Raw genomic sequence first — 19,160 nt, 5'->3', positions numbered from 1 at the left:
CCCCCTGCTGTGCACTAATATGAATAAATTGTTGATAAAGTATGCTTTTGATATTGATGTTGTGGATAACTTTATATATTAATTTGTACCTGCTACGTATCCTGTTGAAAACGCCATTTGAAGATTATACCCACCAGTCTCCGCATCAATATCTATAACTTCTCCTGCGAAATACAAATTTTTTATAAGTTTTGATTCCATAGTAGATGCATTTATTTCTTTGACTTTAACCCCACCTGAAGTTACTTGAGCCGCCTTAATCGATAGTGTTTCTCTAGCTGTTAACTTCATCTCTTTCATATACTCAATTATTTTATTCTCATCTACTTTCTTTAAATCACTAGCTTTAACCTCAGTTAGAGCTAACAGGCTAAATATTTCCTTTAAATAGTTTTGTGGAAGTATTCCTTTTAAATTATTAAGTACTGTCTTGTTTTGATTTATTTTCATAATTTCTAATATTTCAGCTTTAGACTTATCGCGTACAAAATCTAAATAAACTTGCACTTCTCCCTCTGCTAAAGCTTTATTTATGTAAGATGAAAGCTTTAAAACCGCTGGGCCTGATATTCCAAAATGAGTGAATATCATATCACCAAACTTTTCTATACTCTTCTTTTTAATTTTAACTGAAATTACAACATCCCTCATTGATATTCCCTGCAAACTCTTAACAAACTCTTCTTTTATAACTAAAGGAATTAATGCTGCATATAAAGGCGTTATAGTGTGTCCGTATTTACTTAATACTTCGAACATAAATCCATCCGACCCTGAATCTGGATAGCTCTTTCCCCCTGTTGTAACAATAACCTTATCTCCCAAAATTCTCTTACCACTATCAGTTATTACACCTTTAATAACTCCGTCGTCAACTATAAACTGTTGAACCTTTGTGTTATACAAAATCTTAACATTGTTTTTTTCTAAATCATTCTTTAATAATTCTATAACATCATCTGCCTTATTACTTCTGGTATATATCTTTTGGTCAAGTTCTTCCTTATATTCTAATCCATTCTCTCTAAAGTACTCTAGCAGTTGCTGATTCGAAAATGTATAAAGAGCGCTATATAGGAATTTTTTATTGTTTACTATTTTGTCAAAAAACTCTTCTATATCTCTATTATTTGTAATATTGCATCTGCCACCGCCTGTAAGTTTTAGCTTGGCACCAATTTCTATATTTCTTTCTATTAATTTAACTTTATTATTTTTCGCTGCACTGATAGCTGCCATAATACCAGCCGGTCCTCCACCAACAACAATAACATTTCGCATAAATACACCCCTTTATTTGTGGTAAGGTTCACCACTTATTATTCTAAATCCCCTGTACACCTGTTCAAGTAACATTACTCTAAATAATTGATGAGGAAAAGTCATTTTCGAAAAGCATAGTTTGTAATTAGCCCTTTCTAATACTGCTTTGGATAAACCTAATGAACCTCCGATTACAAAAGCTATATTACTATCCCCTCTTATGCCCAGATCTCTCATATAGTTTGAAAGTTCAACTGAGGATATCATATCTCCCTTAAGCTCTAGGGCAATTACAAACATATTATCCTTAATGCTTTTAAGTATAGACTCCCCTTCTTTCTCTTTTATTAAAATCTCTTCTTTTTCAGAGGCATTATCAGGAGTCTTTTCATCCCCTAATTCAACTACGTTAAGCTTACAATACCTAGATAGTCTTTTTGTATATTCGTCTATTGCACTTTTTAAATATTTTTCCTTTATTTTACCGACACAAATTATAGTTATATTCATTCCTAGCTCTCCTTTATACACTTACCACTTATCTTTTTATCACTCTATCTCAGCTATGTTACAATTATCACATATATAATATACTATTACATGATTTATTTCAAACTTAGCCTTTTTAAAAAAATAACATGGAGCAAAACTCCATGTTATTTCCATTGTATTAGTCTATTACTATATGCTTAGATCTCTTTTATCATAAAAAATGTAAGTGATCTTTATCATTGCTAAAATAAGTACAAGTGATATTATAACAAAATTCAATTGGAACCCACCGCCAAACATTAAATTTTTAGCTTCAAAATATTTGAATGGTGTAAAGTATTTAAGATAATCAATTTTGCCACTTAAATCTATAGCCATTGATAATATATACGTAATTAAAAGAACTGCTGTAGATACTGATGTTGAACTCTTTGGATTTTTGCATGCGGTAGCTATAGATGCCCCTATAAACATAAATATAAGCTGCAAAATAAACATTCCACCCATTAAAATTAATATCTGTGAACTTACGGCTTCACCTTTACTATATTTTTCTACCACAACAATAGAAGAAATTAGAGTTATAATATTAAATATTAAAATATTAACAAGAGCTGCCAATAGTTTTGAAGTTATAATTTTATTCCTTGAAACTGGTTTTGAAAATAGAAACTCTGCAGTTTTATCTGTCTCTTCCTTCGAGATTATATCAGCTCCAAGCATAACGGCATGAATAGTTGCCATAATAACTAAATATAAAAAGAGCATTCCATAATAACCACTGGCCTTGGATACGTCAAACCCATTTATTCCAAATATTATTTGCATAGATTTAGGCATTTGTTCAAATACCTCATTCATAGACTGACCTGAGGATGATAATGCTACATATTTCCCCATACCGGCAGCAACCATAAATATTATACCAAAAACCCATATAATAAGCCCTTTTCTATGAGCCCTCATTTCTACAATAAATATATTCATAAACTAACCTCCTTATATTCCTTATTACCCATTAATCGTTAAGCAGAATGAACATCTTTTTTAGAATATACAAAATAACTGGCCGTAATTGCTGCTACAATAAATCCTAGCCCTATTATAAAAAATTGAACCTCATAACTAGAATTATTCAGGATATAAGTCGTGTCGAAATATTTAAAGGGAGTAATATATCTCATGGCATCATCTCCTGTAGTTGCTGCAAACATACCAAGAATGAAAAATGCAAATACAATCCCTAGTGAAATAGGTAACACCGATTTAATTTTAGGAATTAAAACAGAAATTATAATTCCTAAGGCAAGAAACATAAGCTGAACGAAAAATAATGTAATAGAAACCATAAAAAACATTTTGTAACTATATTTTTCTGTTGCTACAAAGGATGCCATAATACTAGCTACTAATAGGTAAATTATATTCGTAATTACAAGACACGTTAATGCCGCCATTAGCTTTGATGTCATAATCGCCCTTCGCGTTACAGGCCTAGTTAAAAGAAAATCTGCTGTTTTTTGGCGAACTTCCTTTGACACAATGGAGGTTCCTAGATTCATAGCTTGAATGGCACCACAGAGTGTTGTATATAAAAACATATACGAGTAAAACCCTAAAATAGAAGACATACTGTCTACCGAGAACCCAAATGCTTTTCTTAGTGGTTCTGGAAATCCTTTCATTATTTCTTTAAACGCCTCAGCTTCCTTAGAAAAAGCAGGAAACAAAGATAAGAAAAGAACAACAAGAGCTATTAAAGAACAAGTCCATATTATAGTGGATTTCCTATAAGCCTTTAATTCATGAAAAAACATATTCATAGCTCTTAGTCCTCCTTTTCATAGTAATGCATAAAGATTTCTTCAAGGTCTGGCTCTTCAATCCAAAGATTTGATATTTCTATTTGCGAAATCTTTTTCATAATAAAATTAATGTTGCCACCAAATAAAAAGCTTATTATATTCTTTTTTATCACTAAGTCGGTTACACCGCTTATTTTAAAATAATTAGCATCTATTTTTGATTTTACCTCAATCTTGAATTTCTTATGATTATTTTCTTGTAACGTACTAATCTTATCAAGCTTTATGATTTTTCCCTCTTTAATAATCGCAACACGATTGCATAACCTCTGGACCTCACTTAAAATATGCGAAGAAAGTAAAATTGTAACACCCTTTTTATTCTCCCCCTCAAGAAGTTCAAAGAATTTCTGTTGCATAAGTGGATCTAGTCCACTAGTGGGCTCATCAAGTATAATAAGTTTAGGCGAATGCAATAGCCCTTGAACGATACCAACTTTCTTTTTGTTACCAAAAGATAAATCATCAATTTTTTTATTAAGATCAAGATCCATTATTTCTGCTAGTTCTATAATTCTTTTGCTGCAATCTTTTTTATAAAAGCTAGCCGAATACTTTAGCAAATCCATAACCTTCATATTGTCGTAATAAAATACCTCTGATGGTAGATATCCTATTTCGCACCTTATCTCTGGCCCAAATTCTATACAGTCTTTACCGAAGATCGTAGCACTACCACTAGTTGGATAAATTAAAGACAGTAATGTTCTTATAGTTGTTGATTTTCCTGCACCATTAGGCCCAATAAATCCAAATATTTCTCCTTGTTCCACGTTAAAGCTAACATCTGTAATTCCCCTTGATTTTCCATAACTTTTAGTCAAGTTTTTAATTTCGATAACATTCATTTCTTAATCCCCCTCTAATTTCTAATTCCCCTACATACTTTATGCGCCTAATATCTTCCGATTTATTCAATTCTAAAAGAATACACAACAATTATATTTATCTTAATAAAAATATTTCTTTGTATACTGCATTTTTATAAAACTCGTAAATATCAATTGCCTGCTCATACATTATATCCATACTTGAATCGTTTTTAACTCCCTCGTTCCAAATACCCTCCAAACACCATCCAATCATTTTATTCAATTTTTCAATATCAACTCCATCTTTGAACTTACTTAAATCTATATTCTCAAACATTTGATTATACATTTTCTCTTCAATTTTATCATTTATTTCTTTCATTGAGTCTGCAATCTCTGGCATTTTCTCACCGCTGGCTTTAAGAACAAATTTGTACATATAAGGATGCTTCTCTAGAAGATCCATTGTAAAATTAAGACCTTGAAGAAGCATTTCAAAATAATCTTTCTCATCAAAATTAAATTTTTCGTACACTTTCTTTTCAAAAAGTTTCATAGCATATTCATATAAAAAAACAAATAATGACTTTTTATTTTTAAAATACTGAAATAATGAACCTTTGGCTATTTTCGCTTCTAATGCAATATCATCTGTTGATGCGTGCTTATAATCATTTTTAGAAAATATATTCGTACCCGCATTGATAATGCGATTTTGTTTTTCTTCATCTAATTTATAAAAAACATGATACATATAAACTCCTTTCTGACTAGTATAGTCATAATTTTACTCTGATGACTGAAAAAATCAAGCCCTAAAATTAATAAAAAAATTAGAATTCAATAAAAATAAACCTTGCCACGAAAGCAAAGTTCACTACTATAACTGTTATTTTTTTTATTATTTAAAATGATTGTACTACGCTTGTTTTCCGCAACATTTTTTGTATTTCTTACCACTTCCACATGGACATTCATCATTTCTTCCAACTTTATCAACATTAACTACCATTTTAGAATCTCTATAAGCTCTTTGAATTTCTTTTCTTTTTTCTTTAGAAAAAATTCCTTCCCATTGTGGAAGCTCATATAAGTAATCTGCTTTTGCATCTAACATATTAAAATAAAGTTTTTCGTAGTCTATTTTTAAATCTACTTCTGTTTCGCTTTCAGTTTCTTCTAGTTGTATTGGTTCTATAAGACTATCGTTTATTCCGTCAGCAAATCCCATAAAATATATATTTGAAACATCAAAGTGTTTTGCAAGTGAATCCATAGTACCCTTAACTTCATCTTTATGGTTCGATAACAATTTAGTATAAATACGTCTTTCAACTTCACCATAATCTTGCCAAAATGCTGCTTCTCCTCTACGTTTAACATAATCAACCACCATATCTGTCCACTCTTTATATAAACTCATGTATATTCTCCTCCGACTCATAATATATTTTGTTTTATTATAATAACCATTTCTGTAATATTGAATATCTAAGTTTTAAATTTCTAAGTATTAAATAGTGTTTTTACAACTAATTCTATTTTTCAACTGGAATTAGTTCACCTTTACTAAATGGTTTAGATATGTTAAAGTTTCCACCTATAGTATCAATACCATCATTTCCAATTGTAATTTTCACCTTTTGAACAGATGGTAATTGAGTTAAAGATGTCGCTATACCTTCTAGGCAACTTTCTTCTTTTTTCTTTTCCATGTTTATTCTAGCTTCGTTACTTAAATTAACATAAGCAATGTTATCTTTAATAGAAAAACTCAATAACCTAGTTTCTTTAGGAAGTATTGGTTTTAACTCACTTTTTACAGTAGGCCCTTTTATAAGTTCTTGCATAATAGTTTCCCCAATAAGTTCTTCCTTATTAATAATTCTTTCATCCTTAACTACTTCTACCTCATCGCCATCTTTAGTACCATCAAAATAAATATTCAATTGTATAATATCATCTTTTTCTAAGGGAAGTTTTAGATTCTCAAGCTTTTCTTTATTTGTAACGCTTTTTGTATCTTTTTTCTCACACCCAGAAAATGCCACCGTTGAAACAATTAACATAGAACATAATAATATTTTGATTGCTTTTCTCATATTTAACCGCTCCTTTAATAATCAACCTTAGTTGCTTAATCAACCTTAGTTGCTTAATCAACCTTAGTTGCTTAATCCACTAAAGTAGCTTAATCCACTAAAGTGGCTTAATCCACTAATATGGCTTAATTAGTGACTTCAGAATGATATTTATGAATCACTAAAGTATTGGCTTTGCTCAAGTAGTAATACCTGTGATACTGTGGTATAGGACTCCATGTTAACAATTCTTAAAAATTAATTACATCACTTGGCATATCTCTTCTTGCAAGCTTTAGAGAAATATCTCTACCTATTTCAATGTGATTTTCATTAAGTATATTAAGCACTGTTTGATATGCTAAATCGGGGTAATTATTAGTTTTGCTCAAATGTCCTAAAATAATATGCTTTTGCTTCTCACTCATTATTTCTACAATAGCCTGTCCACATGCCTCGTTGGATAAATGACCTACGTCACTTAAAATTCTTCTTTTTAAAGGGTATGGATACGGCCCAAACTTTACCATCTCAACATCATGATTGCTCTCAAGTAAAATTACATCCGCGTCTTTTATTATATTTTTCACTTCTGGTGAAAAATATCCTAAATCTGTAGCAATACAAGCTTTTTTATTTCCACTACACAACGCGAATCCTATTGGGTCAGCTGCATCGTGTGATATACTATAATTTATTATATGCATGTCCTTTATATCTACATAATTATCGCTAATTATCCTTATATTATTTTCTTTTATCTTGCCCAGTTTAATCTCCATAGCTTCCCAAGTATTTTGATTAGCATAAATAGGTATATCATACCTTCTAGAAATAATTCCAGCACCCTTTATGTGATCTGAATGTTCATGTGTAATAAAAATTCCATCAATATCACTAGGATCTTGGTTTATATGTTTAAGCGCACTTTCAATGCTTTTCCCTGGCATACCGACATCCACTAAAATTTTTGCATTTTGTGACGCTACAAATATGCTATTCCCACTACTTCCACTATATAATGGACAAAAAATCATAATTGTCTCCTTTAATTTCAAATTGTTACGCCTTAACTCTTCTTATGTCTGCACCTATACTTCTAAATTTTTCTTCAATGTTTGGATAACCTCTATCAATATGTTCAATCCCTAAGATTTCAGTAGTACCTTCTGCTATAAGCCCAGCTATAACTAAAGCCGCACCCGCTCTCAAATCTGATGCCACAACTACTTTACCAGTAAGATTACGCACACCATCCACTGTAGCGACACTTCCTTCAACCTTAATGCTCGCACCCATTTTATTGAGTTCATCCACATGTTTAAATCGTGATTCCCATATGCTTTCATTTATTATGCTCCTGCCCTCTGACACCGATAACAAAGTGTTCATTGGTTGTTGAACATCCGTTGGAAATCCCGGATAAGGCAAAGTCTTGATATTTACAGCCTTAAGTCTTCCTTCTGCCTTAACAGTAACACTGTCTCCGCCTTCGATTACCTCAGCTCCCATTTCCATAAGCTTTGCAGAAATAGATTCAAGATGTTTTGGAATAACATTATTTATAGTTACTTCCCCACCACAAGCCGCAGCTGCTATCATAAATGTACCAGCCTCAATTTGATCTGGAATTACACTATAAGTACATCCCGTTAATTCTTTAACTCCTATAATTCTTATAACATCCGTGCCTGCACCTTTGACATTAGCTCCCATAGAGTTTAAGAAGTTAGCTACATCAACAACATGTGGCTCTTTTGCAGAATTTTCTAAAATAGTTGTACCTTCTGCAAGTGTTGCCGCAGCCATTACATTTATTGTTGCTCCTACACTAACAACATCAAAATAAATACTAGTCCCAATTAACCTATCAGCTTGAACATTCACCGATCCATTTTCGATAGTAACTGTTGCCCCAAGCGCTTCAAACCCCTTTATATGCTGATCTATAGGCCTAGCCCCTATTGGGCAACCCCCAGGAAGCGCCACTCTAGCCTTTTTAAACCTAGCTAAAAGTGCACCAATTAAATAATAAGACGCTCTCATTTTTCTTACATCTTCTGTGTTAGCATCTATGCTGCTTATATTTGTACTATCTATAGTAACTAAATTTTTTTCTCTTTTAATCGTGCAACCTAAATTCTCTAATATTCTTTCAATACAATTTACATCTTCTATATTAGGAATATTTTCAATGATACATTTACCCTTGCTTGCTATTACAGCTATTGGTAGAATTGCTACTGCTGCATTTTTCGCACCACTTATTTCTACTTGACCAAGGATACGTCGACCCCCGTTAATTACCAATTTATCCATATTTGTATCAACCTCACTATACATTATATATTAAGTATTTTTTTCTATACATACAACTGAATTATACCATACCTAAGTAGTATTCTAACATTTATTTTGAAAATGTTATAGTAAATTATTTTATTAATGAAAGAATTTATTATATTTTTAAAAAAACAATGTAAAAATCACCCGTATTTCTACGGGTGATTTTTACTAAATCATATTATTGCATTGTTTTAAAACTTCCGCAATCTGTACATTCCGGTGTTTTAGCAACACTTTCATGTTTTACTACTTCTATTTTGTTCAAAGTACAAAAATTATCATCCTTACAATGATAACTACATTCGCTTACTACACAACCTATACTGTCATTATGCTTCATATAATTGACCTCCCTTTTCATTTCTATAGATATTATTAGCATAATTTAAAATATTTATACTTATAAAGTGGCAAAAGATTTTAATTTTGGGTAGTTTGAATACATAAATTTACACAGAAAATACAAACTTCAAAAATTATGTTATAATAAAGTTGTAATTTAGTCATAATAATGTTAACCAATATTGGTTATAAACTTCGCTTGGAGGAAGAAAATGAAATATTTTTTAGTTGCGCTATTTGATGATCTATCTAATTCTACAATTCAAAGTATTCAAAAAGACATTTGTAGAAAATATAAACTATATAAGAGCTCCCCTAATCTTTATATACCTATAATTTCCATAATAAATCCTGATTTAGAAAAATTAGATGTTGTTGTTTCTAAAATTTTAGCACCTTATAAAAAGTTTAAAATAGGCATAAATAACAGCATCTGTTTAAGTGATAATTTCAATCAAGTTAATCTGAATGTTTATGATAAAGGCTATATATTTCGTTTAGCAAGAAACATCACAGATACCTTAGATCTACATAGTTTTAATGTTAGAAGTGATGATAACAATAATATTGATTTGCATATTTTTATTGCAAGTGCCAATCACATAATTAAGAAGTCCTGTAATGGCAGTACTCTTCCTATCAATGATACTTTAAATAAAGATGATTTTTTTAAATTTGTAAAGGTTTCGAAACTTGAGTTATGGAAACAAGTTAGCAATAAAAAAGAAATATTAGTTAAAACTTATGAACTAAGAGAATATTAAAACATAAATTTAGATTTGAGAGGAGGATTAATATGGTTTATTACTTAGTTGGTTTATTTGATAAAACTTCTTACGAATACATTGAAAAACTTCAGAAATCAATCTGTAAAAAGTATAACTTGTACAATTCTGATTCAAATTTACCTAAGCTTCATATAACTCTTGAAGTAATAACTAATCCTACTCTTTCAGATTTAGATATTTCTTTGGAAAATATTCTTAAGAATTATACTAAATTTGAAGTAGAATTAGATGGGGTAATATGTTTCGACCCTCCCTATAAATCTGTAAATTTAAATATTAAAAATAAAGGTACAGTTTATGAATTATCTAAAAACATAAATTCTATCTTAAATTCTAATGGGTTTAATGTTAGAGAAGATATTGAAAATTGGAATTTGCATATTTCTATAGCCAGCACAACTTTCGCTGATAGAGAGTGGTCAAATAATGAATATTTAGCAGCTTGTAACTTAGTTAAGGATGAAAGCTTTCCAAAAACTATAACTGTCGATGTTGTAGAACTTTGGAAACCTATAAATAATAACGATGAAATGGTGGTTAAAAAATATGGATTTACATAAATTATTTCAAATGCAAAATACTCTAGACCAAAGAATTCAAGCAGAGCATCATCTTGAAGGAGTTCCTTTATTAAATAAAAAGATATTATCACTTCAAGTAGAACTTAGTGAACTTGCAAACGAAACCCGTTGTTTTAAATTTTGGAGCACAAAACAGCCTTCAAGTAAAGATGTAATTCTTGAGGAGTATGTTGATTGCCTTCACTTTATTTTAAGCTTAGGTTTAGAAAAAAACTTTCAAGATACCACATTAGATGTTAAAGATATTTGCTATGAATTGTCTGATCAGTTTTTAAACTTATATATATACATTGCAGATTTTGCAGTTGACTCTACTATACATAACTATTTAAATATTTTTAATAATTTTTTAAGTTTAGGCCAAACTTTAGGATTTTCCGTAGAAAATATTGAAAATGCCTATTTATATAAAAACAAAATTAACCACGAAAGACAGGATAATGGATACTAATTTTTATAAATGCCTTCTTTAATATATACCAACTTTTTTAATATTACATTTCATTCTGGGTAAACTAATTCAGAGGAGTGTGATTTTAGTTGGGTATAATATTTTCTATAATTGCAGGTATAGCTATGAGTTTACAAGGTGTTTTTAATACGAGGGTAAGTGAAAAGATAGGTCTTTGGGAGACTAACGTCTTTGTTCAAGGCACTGGTTTGATTTTAACATTAATAATCCTCTTTTTAGCTGGTAACGGAGATTTCAAAGCTATAAAGGAAGTTAATAAATTATATCTACTTGGAGGCGCCTTGGGCGCTATAATTATATTCACTGTAATGATGGGTATATCAAGTATGGGACCAACCTGTTCCATCGCAATAATATTAGTTGCCCAGCTCTTAGCTGCAGGCATAATTGATAGCTTTGGTTTGTTTGACTCTACCCAAATTAAATTTGCTCTATCTAAGTTTATAGGCCTAGGTGTAATGATTGTAGGTATAATAATTTTTAAATGGAGATGTTAATGTTTTTTTAGTTAACACTTATTGATAGTCTGCATATACTATAATAATGTAACAATACATTAGGAGGTTTACATGTTTTCCTTCAAAAATAAGTTAGACAATTCATTAAGGCATGCTTTGAGAAATAGCCTGTATCAAAACTATAGAGTAATAATCCATTGCAAATCCCTTGAACGTAAAACTATTGATAAAATAATATCTTTAAAATGTGAAATTCTAAGACATATTCCATCGATAAATTGTATTTGTGCTATTTTAACATCAAGTGTAATAGATAGGTTGCTAGAATACCCACAAGTATCATATATAACTTTTGATTCTTACGCTCATTTATGTGGCAATAGCTTGCTCGCGTCTAATGGTGTTTCTTTTCAGAGCAATTATAGCCTTACCGGAAAGGGCATTGGCATTGGCATAATTGATAGCGGTGTATATCCACATTGTGATTTATTAAATCCTAGCAGTAGAATAAAGAAATTTGTAGACTTAGTTAATAATTCAAACTACCCTTATGATGATAATGGTCACGGCACCTTTATGAGCGGATTAATTTGTGGTAGTGGTTATGGATCAAAAGGTATGTACAAAGGCATTGCAAAAGATAGCCATATTTTTATGATTAAAGCCTTTAATAAACTAGGCAAGGGTTATGTATCTGATATTTTATTTTCTCTTGAAACTATAGTAAACGAAAGTAATGACCTTAATATTAAAATCATTTGCCTCCCTTTTGAAACTTTCGAAACTAATGAATTTGTACTATCTTTATTTTCAAAGCTTTTTGACAATGCCATATCAAAAGGGCTTGTTGTAATTGTTCCTAGTGGGAGCAATAAAAATGTTAAAAGTTCTATTAAAGGCATAGCAACTCTTAGTAATTGTATAACTGTAGGTGGTTATGATAGCATAGGAACACCAAAAATTTATGAATACTCCTCTTGTGGACCTTTCCAAAAACTTGATAAACCAAATTTAATTGCTGCTTGTGTTGATATTTGTTCTTTAATAACAGATGCACAATTCATTTCCCAAAAAAATGGTGTTAAGCTTTATCCACCCTGCATCACTAATCTATATACTACATATACAGGAACGTCCTGCTCTGCTGCTTTTATAAGTGGTATATGCGCTCTTTTATATGAGAATAATAAAAATTTAAATTTCAAAGATATATTAGCATTGCTAAAGGTATCTTCAAGCTTAATTAATTCGCCCAAATATATGCAAGGTAGTGGAATTGTAAATATAGAAAATTTATTACCTTAAATTATTGTTTATAATTACTATATTTAGTGTATAATAATAGTATTAACTAATATTAATGATTAGTTAAAAATTATTATCAATTTAAGATAATAACATATTAAATTTTACTTTTAAGGGGTAATGATTGTTTTATGCCCCCCAACGTAATCACTAGGAGGATTATTATGATAAGCGAAAGATTGTTCACAGAACTAAATAAACAAATGAACTTTGAATTTTACTCTGCACACATTTATCTAGCTATGGCAGCATATTGCGCAGCAGAAGATTTTGATGGTTTTGCTAATTTTTTTAAAGTACAAGCCGAGGAAGAGAAATTCCATGCTATGAAATTTTATAATTATATAAATGAAATGAATGGAAGAATAACACTTGAGGGCATGCCTAATCCTCAAAATGATTATGAATCACTTCTCGATGCTTTTAAGTTTGCATATAACCATGAAAAGATTGTAACTAGTAAAATTTACAATCTTACTGACATTGCAACTGAGGAAAGAGAACATGCTACTATAAGTTTACTTAAGTGGTTTATTGATGAGCAAGTAGAGGAAGAAGCTACTTTTAATGGTCATATAAAAAGACTTAGTAGAATTAATGATGACCCTACAAGTATTTATATGTTAGATAATGAACTGGCAACAAGAGTTTTTGTTCCACCTATCACAAAGTAGGGATGAAAAAGTATGTATTACTACTAATGCAATCATTGCGCTAAGAACTACTAATTACAATTTTAATTAAGCTGCTAAAAACATAAACTCGCTACGATCAAACATATGTTTTCTTAACGCATCTTAATCAAAATTGTAATAAGAAGTTCTAAAGCTTATTCTAATGCATTATACGTAATACATACTTTTTTTGCGTTTAAGAACAATTGTTAACAATCTGGTAAGTTGTGACTAGCTGAAGTACCAAACGTTCATGTAAAATGGCCGTATAAAAAGAGACAAAAATAAAACAAGGGCATTTCTACCCTTGTTGCTAAGCTATTTAAATAATGTTGTCACATAATTGCAAATCTAGATTATTTTTTTATCAATGGCATTTGTAACTGGGTAAGCCATTCATCTTAGTTAATACCTATAATAGTTCTCGTCGTAGCCAGTCTAGTAACTGCATTGTTGCTCGCTTGCGGATTTCTTGTCTTTTGCCTGATAATTTAAGTTTTTTGGTTTTAACTTCGCCATTTATAGCTAAACCTATATATACAAGGCCTACTGGTTTTTCATCGCTCCCACCATCCGGACCTGCAATTCCAGTAGTTGAAATCCCAATATTAGTACCTGCAGTTTTTGCTATACCTAGCGCCATTTCCGCTGCTACTTCACTACTTACTGCTCCGTACTTATCTAATGTTTCCACTTTAACTCCTAGTCTATTGATTTTAGCCTCGTTACTATAGGTCACAGCGCCCTCTTTAAGCGAAGAAGATATCCCTGGATAGTTTATAAGCGTGGATGCTACCATTCCTCCTGTGCAAGATTCAGCTGTAGCTATGGTAATTTTTTTATTTATAAGCATTTTACCAATTACATTTTCTAGGGTTGTATCTCCTTCTCCATAAATATTGCTACCTAGTCTACTACGTATTTCATCTTCCATGGGTTTTATGATTCTTAGACCCTCCTCATTCGTATTAGCTTTTGCTGTAATTCTAAATGTCATTTCTCCGTCTTTAGCATAAGGTGCTACTGTTGGATTAGTTTGCTTATCCATTATATCCTCTATTATAGTTTCTGCGCTGCTTTCGCCCACTCCAATAACTCTTAGCACCTTAGATACCAATACTCCTTGCGATAACTTTTCAAGATATGGAATAACTGCCTCTTCAAACATAGGTTTCATTTCCCATGGAGGTCCGGGTAAAAGCGCAATTATTTTACTATTTTCGTCAATTATACATCCTGGTGCTGTTCCATTATTGTTTGGTAACACTACAGCATCTATTGGGAAATATGCTTGTTTCCTATTATTTTTAGTCATCGGCCTATCAACCCTTTTAAAATAATCCTCAATAATTTTTAAAGAAGGTTCATGAACCACACTTTGCTTTCCAAAATATTCAAATGCTACTTCTTTAGTTAAATCATCTTTCGTAGGTCCAAGTCCCCCTGTAGCTATTACTAAATCTGCTCTACTAAAAGCCAAATTATATGCTTCTAAAAGTCTTTCTGGGTTATCTCCCACTACGGACTGATGGTATACTGATATCCCTAAATCTGCCAATCTCTTAGCGATATATTGTGTATTTGTATTTACTATATCACCAAGCAAAATTTCTGTTCCAATTGCTAATATCTCTGCTTTCATAATAATTTCCTCCTCTAGGTTCCATACAGGTAGATTGTTTTATAAAACTAATATCCCTTCTTTATATCTACTACATTTACTAATTTTTCACCTTGTACATATTTTTTCATATTCTCATATATCAGGTTAAATCTTCGCTGGTTTCTCATTTCTGATATCCATGAATTATGTGAAGTTAGTATAACATTATCTAAATCCCATAATGGGTTATGCTGGGTTAATGGTTCTTCTTCGTATACATCGAGAGCTGCCCCTAATAATTTACCATCTTTCAAATTTTCAATTAGAGAAACCTCATCAACAATACTTCCTCTAGCTACATTTATGAAATAAGCACCATTTTTCATTTTACTAAATCTGTCGTCATTAATTAAATGATATGTAGCTTTAGTATAAGGCACCGTAACCACAACCACATCACATAATTTAAGCATTTCATCAATTTCTTGCATGTTATAACATTTATTAAAATATTGAACATCTCTACCATTTGTGTTTACACCTAGTAGTGTTACATCAAACCCCTGAAATCGTTTAGCTGCCTCTAAAGCTATTGTACCCGTTCCTATAAACCCGATAGTCTTACCGCATAACTCCATAATGCTTGTATCTATTTTCCACTTTCTACTAAACTGATTTTGATACAACCCTTTACTGTTTTTAAATAACTCCAAGGTTTTTAATATAATCCACTCACCCATAGGTATACTATATCCACCCCTGTTATTTGTAACTATAATAGAACTATTTTTAACGTATTCTAACGGTAATTGATCAATTCCTACACTAGATAATTGAATCCATTTTAGCTTTTTCATTTTTTCTATGGCGAGAGTTTCAAATGGATTATAACAAATTAAAACTTCTACATCTTCTACATCTTTACTATAAATTAATCCTTGCTCTTTGGTCACATTTACATTGTACCCAAATGCCTCTATGTCCTTCATCCTCTCTTGCCCATAGTTGTAAGTAAAAAGTGTTTTTATATCCATATTAGTCCTCCTTTGAAAAAAAGGTGCCCTAAGGCACCTTATTTAAACACATTTACTAAACTAGTAAATATATCTTTGTTATCTTTAAGTTTAGTTTCATTTCCTAGTACACAGAAATAGTTTTCATTTATCACATCAGCAAGCAATGTTTTAAAAGACTTAATATCTTCTGGTTTTGTATTTAATACTTCTTCTCTTTCCTTTTGTCTTTGCGCATGTGAAATACCTCTTATATAATATGCTGTTGCCCGCTCACCCTTCATAGATGGTGTTAATGGTGAATCAAGCTCACTGATTGTTCCTATTATATATTTGGTCATTTCTCTCTCCGATGCTTCAAAAGTTCCTATATAATCACATATTCCATCATATGCCTTTAAGGTCTCCTTAACATTAGGGTCACGATAAGATACAAAGACCATATTACCACTTCTAGCTATACTTGCAAACCCTCCATAAGCACCACCTTGCACACGCACTCTATTCCATAAGTAATCAAGACTTGCTATAGTTTTAAGTACTAACATCTTACCTGAATAAGAATATCCTTTTTTGATGAAGTTATATCCTTTAGCTACATATTGAACATCCGATGACGTTAATAATCCTTCATTGTCTTTATTTAGCTCAAAGTCATATTTAACATCTGGCAATTCATCCTTACCTAATATATCTATGATTTTAGGCAGCTCACTTGCAAATGCAGTATATATATCATCTTCTCCTGTAACACTTATAATAAGATTGTTTTTGTTAAATATAAGTTTTGAAACCTTGTTTAAGTTTTCAATAATTTCTTCCGATTTATTGTCAAAATCTTTTTCAATCTCATCAATAAATTTAAAGAAGGATATTCCTGTAGTCTTTTCTATATAAGCTGATGCAGGTGAGAAATGCGAGGTTAGTCTTCCTGCTGCGCTCATATGTCCTCTATCAACAATTTTCATTTCATGCCTAGATTTTAATTGTTGAATTAACTCCTTTAAACGTTTCTTTTCATCAAATTTAGTATCACTTATTATCTCTGCCATAATATCAAATAATTTAGGCATTTTATTAACTAAAGCTTTAGTCTTTAATACTAACTTAGGACTATATTTTTCAAAGCTATCATTTTCTCCATAAACATCAGTTGTAAAATGAATTCCTCCTGTATTAATATTAACCTCATTTGATAAATCAGAATAATTAGTATTTTTTGTACTTACTCTTCCTAATATTGTTGATAATAATGTTATATAAGGCAATAACTTAGTATCTACTTTTTTAGCATCAAATAATATATTTATATAAGCAATTTTATTAGTAAATATATCATGAGCTAACACCTTTACTCCCTGCTCATCCTTTTCCTCTATAGGTAAATCTTCTACCTTAGTTTCAATGTCTGATAACTCAAGTAGTGGAATAGTCTCAAGTACTTCCACTGGATCTGGTGTCATTTGTCTTTCCTTAAGATCTTTTGCCTGCTTAATTATTTTAAGTATTTGTTCTTCAGATAAACTCGCTTTGTATTTTGCTAATTTTTCCTCTGTTGCCTTAGATCTTTGCTCAGCGAGACCCTTTTTACCATTTAAAATAACCATAGAGCTATGAGTGTTATTTATAAGATATTTCTCTATAAGTTCTTCAAAATAATTAGTTGTTAATGCAGATTTTATTTTACTTAAATAACTTTCATATTCTAAATGCATAGTTGGGTCTTTGTCATAAAGCCAACTGTCCATACTATTTATATAATAATATAGCCCCTTAGGAAAACCACCTAAATCAGCTTCTCTTAACTTAAATTCTGTAATATTTATGCAAGCCTCTATTAGTTTTTTGTCTATTCCATCCCTAACTATATTCTTTAGAGTTGTAAACACAACTTCCTTAAATTTTTCTTTTTCACTTTCATTAGAGTTCTTTACTACTATACTAAATACTGGTTGCAATATACTATTATCAAAACTACCAAATACATCTTTTCCAATTTCAGCATCTACAAGTGCTTTTTTTAGTGGAGCTGCAGCACTTTCTAACAATAAATACTCCAAAATTTCAAAAGCTAAATGTAATTCTGGCTGACTAATATTATCACCTGAAACAAAATTCAAACTTAAGAAAGTTTTACCATTTTCCTCATCATCGCATGAAATAGGGTAATCTATCTTTATTTCTTCCATCTTTCCAAATGGTTTTTGAAGTTGTATAGCTGAGTCTACATTTATTTTATCAAAATTATTTAAATATCCTTCACTAATAAATTGTAACTGTTTATCAATATTTCCATCCCCATATAAACATATATAACTATTTGATGGATGATAGTATTTTTTATGATAATCTATGAATTCCGTGTGAGTTAAATCCGGTATAAATTCAGGATCTCCACCAGATTCTACTCCATATGACGTGTCCGGAAATAATGACTCTTGTATCTTACGCATAAGAATGCCCTCAGGTGATGAGAATGCACCCTTCATTTCATTATAAACTACGCCTTTATAAGTTAGTTTATCTTCCTTGTTTTCTAATTCATAATGCCAACCCTCTTGCATTAATATTTCTGGTTTAGAATATATATTAGGATAAAAAACTGCATCTAAATATACATCCATAAGATTAAAAAAGTCTTTTTCATTTCTACTAGCTAGAGGATATATTGTTTTATCTGAAAAAGTCATAGCATTTAAAAATGTGTTTAAAGATCCCTTTATTAACTCTACAAAAGGTTCCTTTGTTGGAAATTTTCTAGATCCACAAAGCACTGAATGCTCAAGTATATGTGGAAGCCCATTACTACTTTTAGGTGGAGTTCTAAATCCTATTGAGAACACCTTATTATCATCATCATTTTCTATATGCAATAATCTAGCTCCACTTTTCTCATGCTGGAACAATCTTGTTATCGAATTTAATTCTTTTACATTCTTTTCCTCTACTAATTTAAAACCATGATATATACTCCCAATCGTAAATTTCATCTTTTTCCTCCTCATACTCGCTTTGAACTTTTAAAACTATTATTAAATGTTTCACTTTTATAAATATGTAATAAG

Annotated in this window: 20 protein-coding genes; 6 read left to right on the top strand and 14 right to left on the bottom strand. The window is 30.8% G+C overall.

What is annotated here, in order from left to right; all coding sequences use genetic code 11:
* Nucleotides 1-78: 78 nt before the first annotated feature.
* The 11 genes from KPL55_RS03405 to KPL55_RS03355 all read right to left on the bottom strand — a co-directional run bounded on the left by KPL55_RS03405 (nucleotide 79) and on the right by KPL55_RS03355 (nucleotide 9,199).
* Nucleotides 79-1,281 carry a BaiN/RdsA family NAD(P)/FAD-dependent oxidoreductase gene (locus KPL55_RS03405; RefSeq protein ID WP_216305310.1) on the bottom strand — a complete coding sequence of 401 codons (1,203 nt, stop codon included), beginning with the start codon at nucleotides 1,279-1,281 and terminating at the stop codon, nucleotides 79-81.
* Nucleotides 1,282-1,293: 12 nt separating this feature from the next.
* The gene (rlmH, locus tag KPL55_RS03400; RefSeq protein WP_216305309.1) at nucleotides 1,294-1,773 is read right to left on the bottom strand and encodes a 23S rRNA (pseudouridine(1915)-N(3))-methyltransferase RlmH; all 480 of its coding nucleotides are present in this window, start codon (nucleotides 1,771-1,773) and stop codon (nucleotides 1,294-1,296) included.
* A gap of 171 nt (nucleotides 1,774-1,944) precedes the next feature.
* Complete coding sequence (locus KPL55_RS03395; protein ID WP_216305308.1) at nucleotides 1,945-2,742, bottom strand: ABC transporter permease subunit; 798 nt, start codon at nucleotides 2,740-2,742, stop codon at nucleotides 1,945-1,947.
* Between the two features lie 38 nt (nucleotides 2,743-2,780).
* Nucleotides 2,781-3,578 (bottom strand): ABC transporter permease subunit, encoded by a 798-nt coding sequence (locus KPL55_RS03390; protein WP_216305307.1) that lies wholly within the window; start codon nucleotides 3,576-3,578, stop codon nucleotides 2,781-2,783.
* Between the two features lie 5 nt (nucleotides 3,579-3,583).
* Entirely contained in the window at nucleotides 3,584-4,468 is an 885-nt protein-coding gene (locus KPL55_RS03385) for an ABC transporter ATP-binding protein (RefSeq protein WP_216305306.1), read from the bottom strand.
* A 97-nt stretch (nucleotides 4,469-4,565) separates the two neighbouring features.
* Complete coding sequence (locus KPL55_RS03380; RefSeq protein WP_216305305.1) at nucleotides 4,566-5,186, bottom strand: TetR/AcrR family transcriptional regulator; 621 nt, start codon at nucleotides 5,184-5,186, stop codon at nucleotides 4,566-4,568.
* Nucleotides 5,187-5,351: 165 nt separating this feature from the next.
* Entirely contained in the window at nucleotides 5,352-5,855 is a 504-nt protein-coding gene (locus KPL55_RS03375) for an SEC-C metal-binding domain-containing protein (protein WP_216305304.1), read from the bottom strand.
* A 115-nt stretch (nucleotides 5,856-5,970) separates the two neighbouring features.
* Complete coding sequence (locus KPL55_RS03370) at nucleotides 5,971-6,534, bottom strand: GerMN domain-containing protein (RefSeq protein ID WP_216305303.1); 564 nt, start codon at nucleotides 6,532-6,534, stop codon at nucleotides 5,971-5,973.
* A 230-nt stretch (nucleotides 6,535-6,764) separates the two neighbouring features.
* Nucleotides 6,765-7,550, bottom strand: coding sequence for an MBL fold metallo-hydrolase (locus KPL55_RS03365; RefSeq protein ID WP_216305302.1), 786 nt, complete (start codon nucleotides 7,548-7,550; stop codon nucleotides 6,765-6,767).
* A gap of 25 nt (nucleotides 7,551-7,575) precedes the next feature.
* A complete protein-coding gene (murA, locus tag KPL55_RS03360; protein WP_216305383.1) occupies nucleotides 7,576-8,832 on the bottom strand; it encodes a UDP-N-acetylglucosamine 1-carboxyvinyltransferase in 1,257 nt (418 codons plus the stop codon).
* Between the two features lie 205 nt (nucleotides 8,833-9,037).
* Complete coding sequence (locus KPL55_RS03355; protein ID WP_216305301.1) at nucleotides 9,038-9,199, bottom strand: DUF1540 domain-containing protein; 162 nt, start codon at nucleotides 9,197-9,199, stop codon at nucleotides 9,038-9,040.
* A 214-nt stretch (nucleotides 9,200-9,413) separates the two neighbouring features.
* On the opposite strand from KPL55_RS03355, the gene KPL55_RS03350 reads away from it, so the two are divergent.
* The 6 genes from KPL55_RS03350 (at nucleotide 9,414) to KPL55_RS03325 (ending at nucleotide 13,479) form a co-directional block, all read left to right on the top strand.
* Nucleotides 9,414-9,965, top strand: coding sequence for a hypothetical protein (locus KPL55_RS03350; RefSeq protein ID WP_216305300.1), 552 nt, complete (start codon nucleotides 9,414-9,416; stop codon nucleotides 9,963-9,965).
* Between the two features lie 32 nt (nucleotides 9,966-9,997).
* Entirely contained in the window at nucleotides 9,998-10,549 is a 552-nt protein-coding gene (locus tag KPL55_RS03345) for a 2'-5' RNA ligase family protein (protein WP_216305299.1), read from the top strand.
* Nucleotides 10,536-11,021 (top strand): dUTP diphosphatase, encoded by a 486-nt coding sequence (locus KPL55_RS03340; RefSeq protein WP_216305298.1) that lies wholly within the window; start codon nucleotides 10,536-10,538, stop codon nucleotides 11,019-11,021. The genes KPL55_RS03345 and KPL55_RS03340 overlap by 14 nt, the downstream gene beginning before the upstream one ends.
* An 89-nt stretch (nucleotides 11,022-11,110) precedes the next feature.
* Nucleotides 11,111-11,539: a DMT family transporter gene (locus tag KPL55_RS03335; RefSeq protein ID WP_281418799.1), complete on the top strand. Its 429-nt coding sequence runs from the start codon at nucleotides 11,111-11,113 to the stop codon at nucleotides 11,537-11,539.
* 72 nt (nucleotides 11,540-11,611) lie between these two features.
* The gene (locus tag KPL55_RS03330) at nucleotides 11,612-12,805 is read left to right on the top strand and encodes a S8 family serine peptidase (RefSeq protein WP_216305297.1); all 1,194 of its coding nucleotides are present in this window, start codon (nucleotides 11,612-11,614) and stop codon (nucleotides 12,803-12,805) included.
* Between the two features lie 164 nt (nucleotides 12,806-12,969).
* The gene (locus KPL55_RS03325; RefSeq protein WP_216305296.1) at nucleotides 12,970-13,479 is read left to right on the top strand and encodes a ferritin; all 510 of its coding nucleotides are present in this window, start codon (nucleotides 12,970-12,972) and stop codon (nucleotides 13,477-13,479) included.
* A gap of 412 nt (nucleotides 13,480-13,891) precedes the next feature.
* On the opposite strand, the gene KPL55_RS03320 is transcribed toward KPL55_RS03325, so the two are convergent.
* Genes KPL55_RS03320 through KPL55_RS03310 form a run of 3 tightly spaced genes read right to left on the bottom strand, consistent with a single transcriptional unit; the run spans nucleotide 13,892 to nucleotide 19,085 of the window.
* Nucleotides 13,892-15,121, bottom strand: coding sequence for a competence/damage-inducible protein A (locus KPL55_RS03320; protein ID WP_216305295.1), 1,230 nt, complete (start codon nucleotides 15,119-15,121; stop codon nucleotides 13,892-13,894).
* A 47-nt stretch (nucleotides 15,122-15,168) separates the two neighbouring features.
* A complete protein-coding gene (locus KPL55_RS03315) occupies nucleotides 15,169-16,116 on the bottom strand; it encodes a phosphoglycerate dehydrogenase (RefSeq protein WP_216305294.1) in 948 nt (315 codons plus the stop codon).
* Between the two features lie 38 nt (nucleotides 16,117-16,154).
* Nucleotides 16,155-19,085, bottom strand: a complete 2,931-nt coding sequence (locus KPL55_RS03310; RefSeq protein ID WP_216305293.1) for an insulinase family protein — start codon at nucleotides 19,083-19,085, stop codon at nucleotides 16,155-16,157.
* Nucleotides 19,086-19,160: the final 75 nt, after the last annotated feature.

It is taken from the genome of Clostridium lacusfryxellense, from assembly GCF_018861735.1.
GTDB lineage: Bacteria > Bacillota > Clostridia > Clostridiales > Clostridiaceae > Clostridium_AD > Clostridium_AD lacusfryxellense.
Note: the sequence above shows the minus strand (reverse complement) of the source record. Positions and strands in the feature narration are given on the sequence as shown.

What these genes read in the sequence shown, in the direction of transcription:
- KPL55_RS03315 (WP_216305294.1), bottom strand. Translation starts at nt 16,116, where the DNA reads ATGGATATAAAAACACTTTTTACTTACAACTATGGGCAAGAGAGGATG.
- KPL55_RS03330 (WP_216305297.1), top strand. Translation starts at nt 11,612, where the DNA reads ATGTTTTCCTTCAAAAATAAGTTAGACAATTCATTAAGGCATGCTTTG.
- KPL55_RS03375 (WP_216305304.1), bottom strand. Translation starts at nt 5,855, where the DNA reads ATGAGTTTATATAAAGAGTGGACAGATATGGTGGTTGATTATGTTAAA.
- KPL55_RS03385 (WP_216305306.1), bottom strand. Translation starts at nt 4,468, where the DNA reads ATGAATGTTATCGAAATTAAAAACTTGACTAAAAGTTATGGAAAATCA.
- KPL55_RS03350 (WP_216305300.1), top strand. Translation starts at nt 9,414, where the DNA reads ATGAAATATTTTTTAGTTGCGCTATTTGATGATCTATCTAATTCTACA.
- KPL55_RS03380 (WP_216305305.1), bottom strand. Translation starts at nt 5,186, where the DNA reads ATGTATCATGTTTTTTATAAATTAGATGAAGAAAAACAAAATCGCATT.
- KPL55_RS03340 (WP_216305298.1), top strand. Translation starts at nt 10,536, where the DNA reads ATGGATTTACATAAATTATTTCAAATGCAAAATACTCTAGACCAAAGA.
- KPL55_RS03395 (WP_216305308.1), bottom strand. Translation starts at nt 2,742, where the DNA reads ATGAATATATTTATTGTAGAAATGAGGGCTCATAGAAAAGGGCTTATT.
- KPL55_RS03365 (WP_216305302.1), bottom strand. Translation starts at nt 7,550, where the DNA reads ATGATTTTTTGTCCATTATATAGTGGAAGTAGTGGGAATAGCATATTT.
- KPL55_RS03370 (WP_216305303.1), bottom strand. Translation starts at nt 6,534, where the DNA reads ATGAGAAAAGCAATCAAAATATTATTATGTTCTATGTTAATTGTTTCA.
- KPL55_RS03345 (WP_216305299.1), top strand. Translation starts at nt 9,998, where the DNA reads ATGGTTTATTACTTAGTTGGTTTATTTGATAAAACTTCTTACGAATAC.
- KPL55_RS03390 (WP_216305307.1), bottom strand. Translation starts at nt 3,578, where the DNA reads ATGAATATGTTTTTTCATGAATTAAAGGCTTATAGGAAATCCACTATA.
- KPL55_RS03355 (WP_216305301.1), bottom strand. Translation starts at nt 9,199, where the DNA reads ATGAAGCATAATGACAGTATAGGTTGTGTAGTAAGCGAATGTAGTTAT.
- KPL55_RS03325 (WP_216305296.1), top strand. Translation starts at nt 12,970, where the DNA reads ATGATAAGCGAAAGATTGTTCACAGAACTAAATAAACAAATGAACTTT.
- KPL55_RS03310 (WP_216305293.1), bottom strand. Translation starts at nt 19,085, where the DNA reads ATGAAATTTACGATTGGGAGTATATATCATGGTTTTAAATTAGTAGAG.
- rlmH (WP_216305309.1), bottom strand. Translation starts at nt 1,773, where the DNA reads ATGAATATAACTATAATTTGTGTCGGTAAAATAAAGGAAAAATATTTA.
- KPL55_RS03405 (WP_216305310.1), bottom strand. Translation starts at nt 1,281, where the DNA reads ATGCGAAATGTTATTGTTGTTGGTGGAGGACCGGCTGGTATTATGGCA.
- KPL55_RS03320 (WP_216305295.1), bottom strand. Translation starts at nt 15,121, where the DNA reads ATGAAAGCAGAGATATTAGCAATTGGAACAGAAATTTTGCTTGGTGAT.
- murA (WP_216305383.1), bottom strand. Translation starts at nt 8,832, where the DNA reads ATGGATAAATTGGTAATTAACGGGGGTCGACGTATCCTTGGTCAAGTA.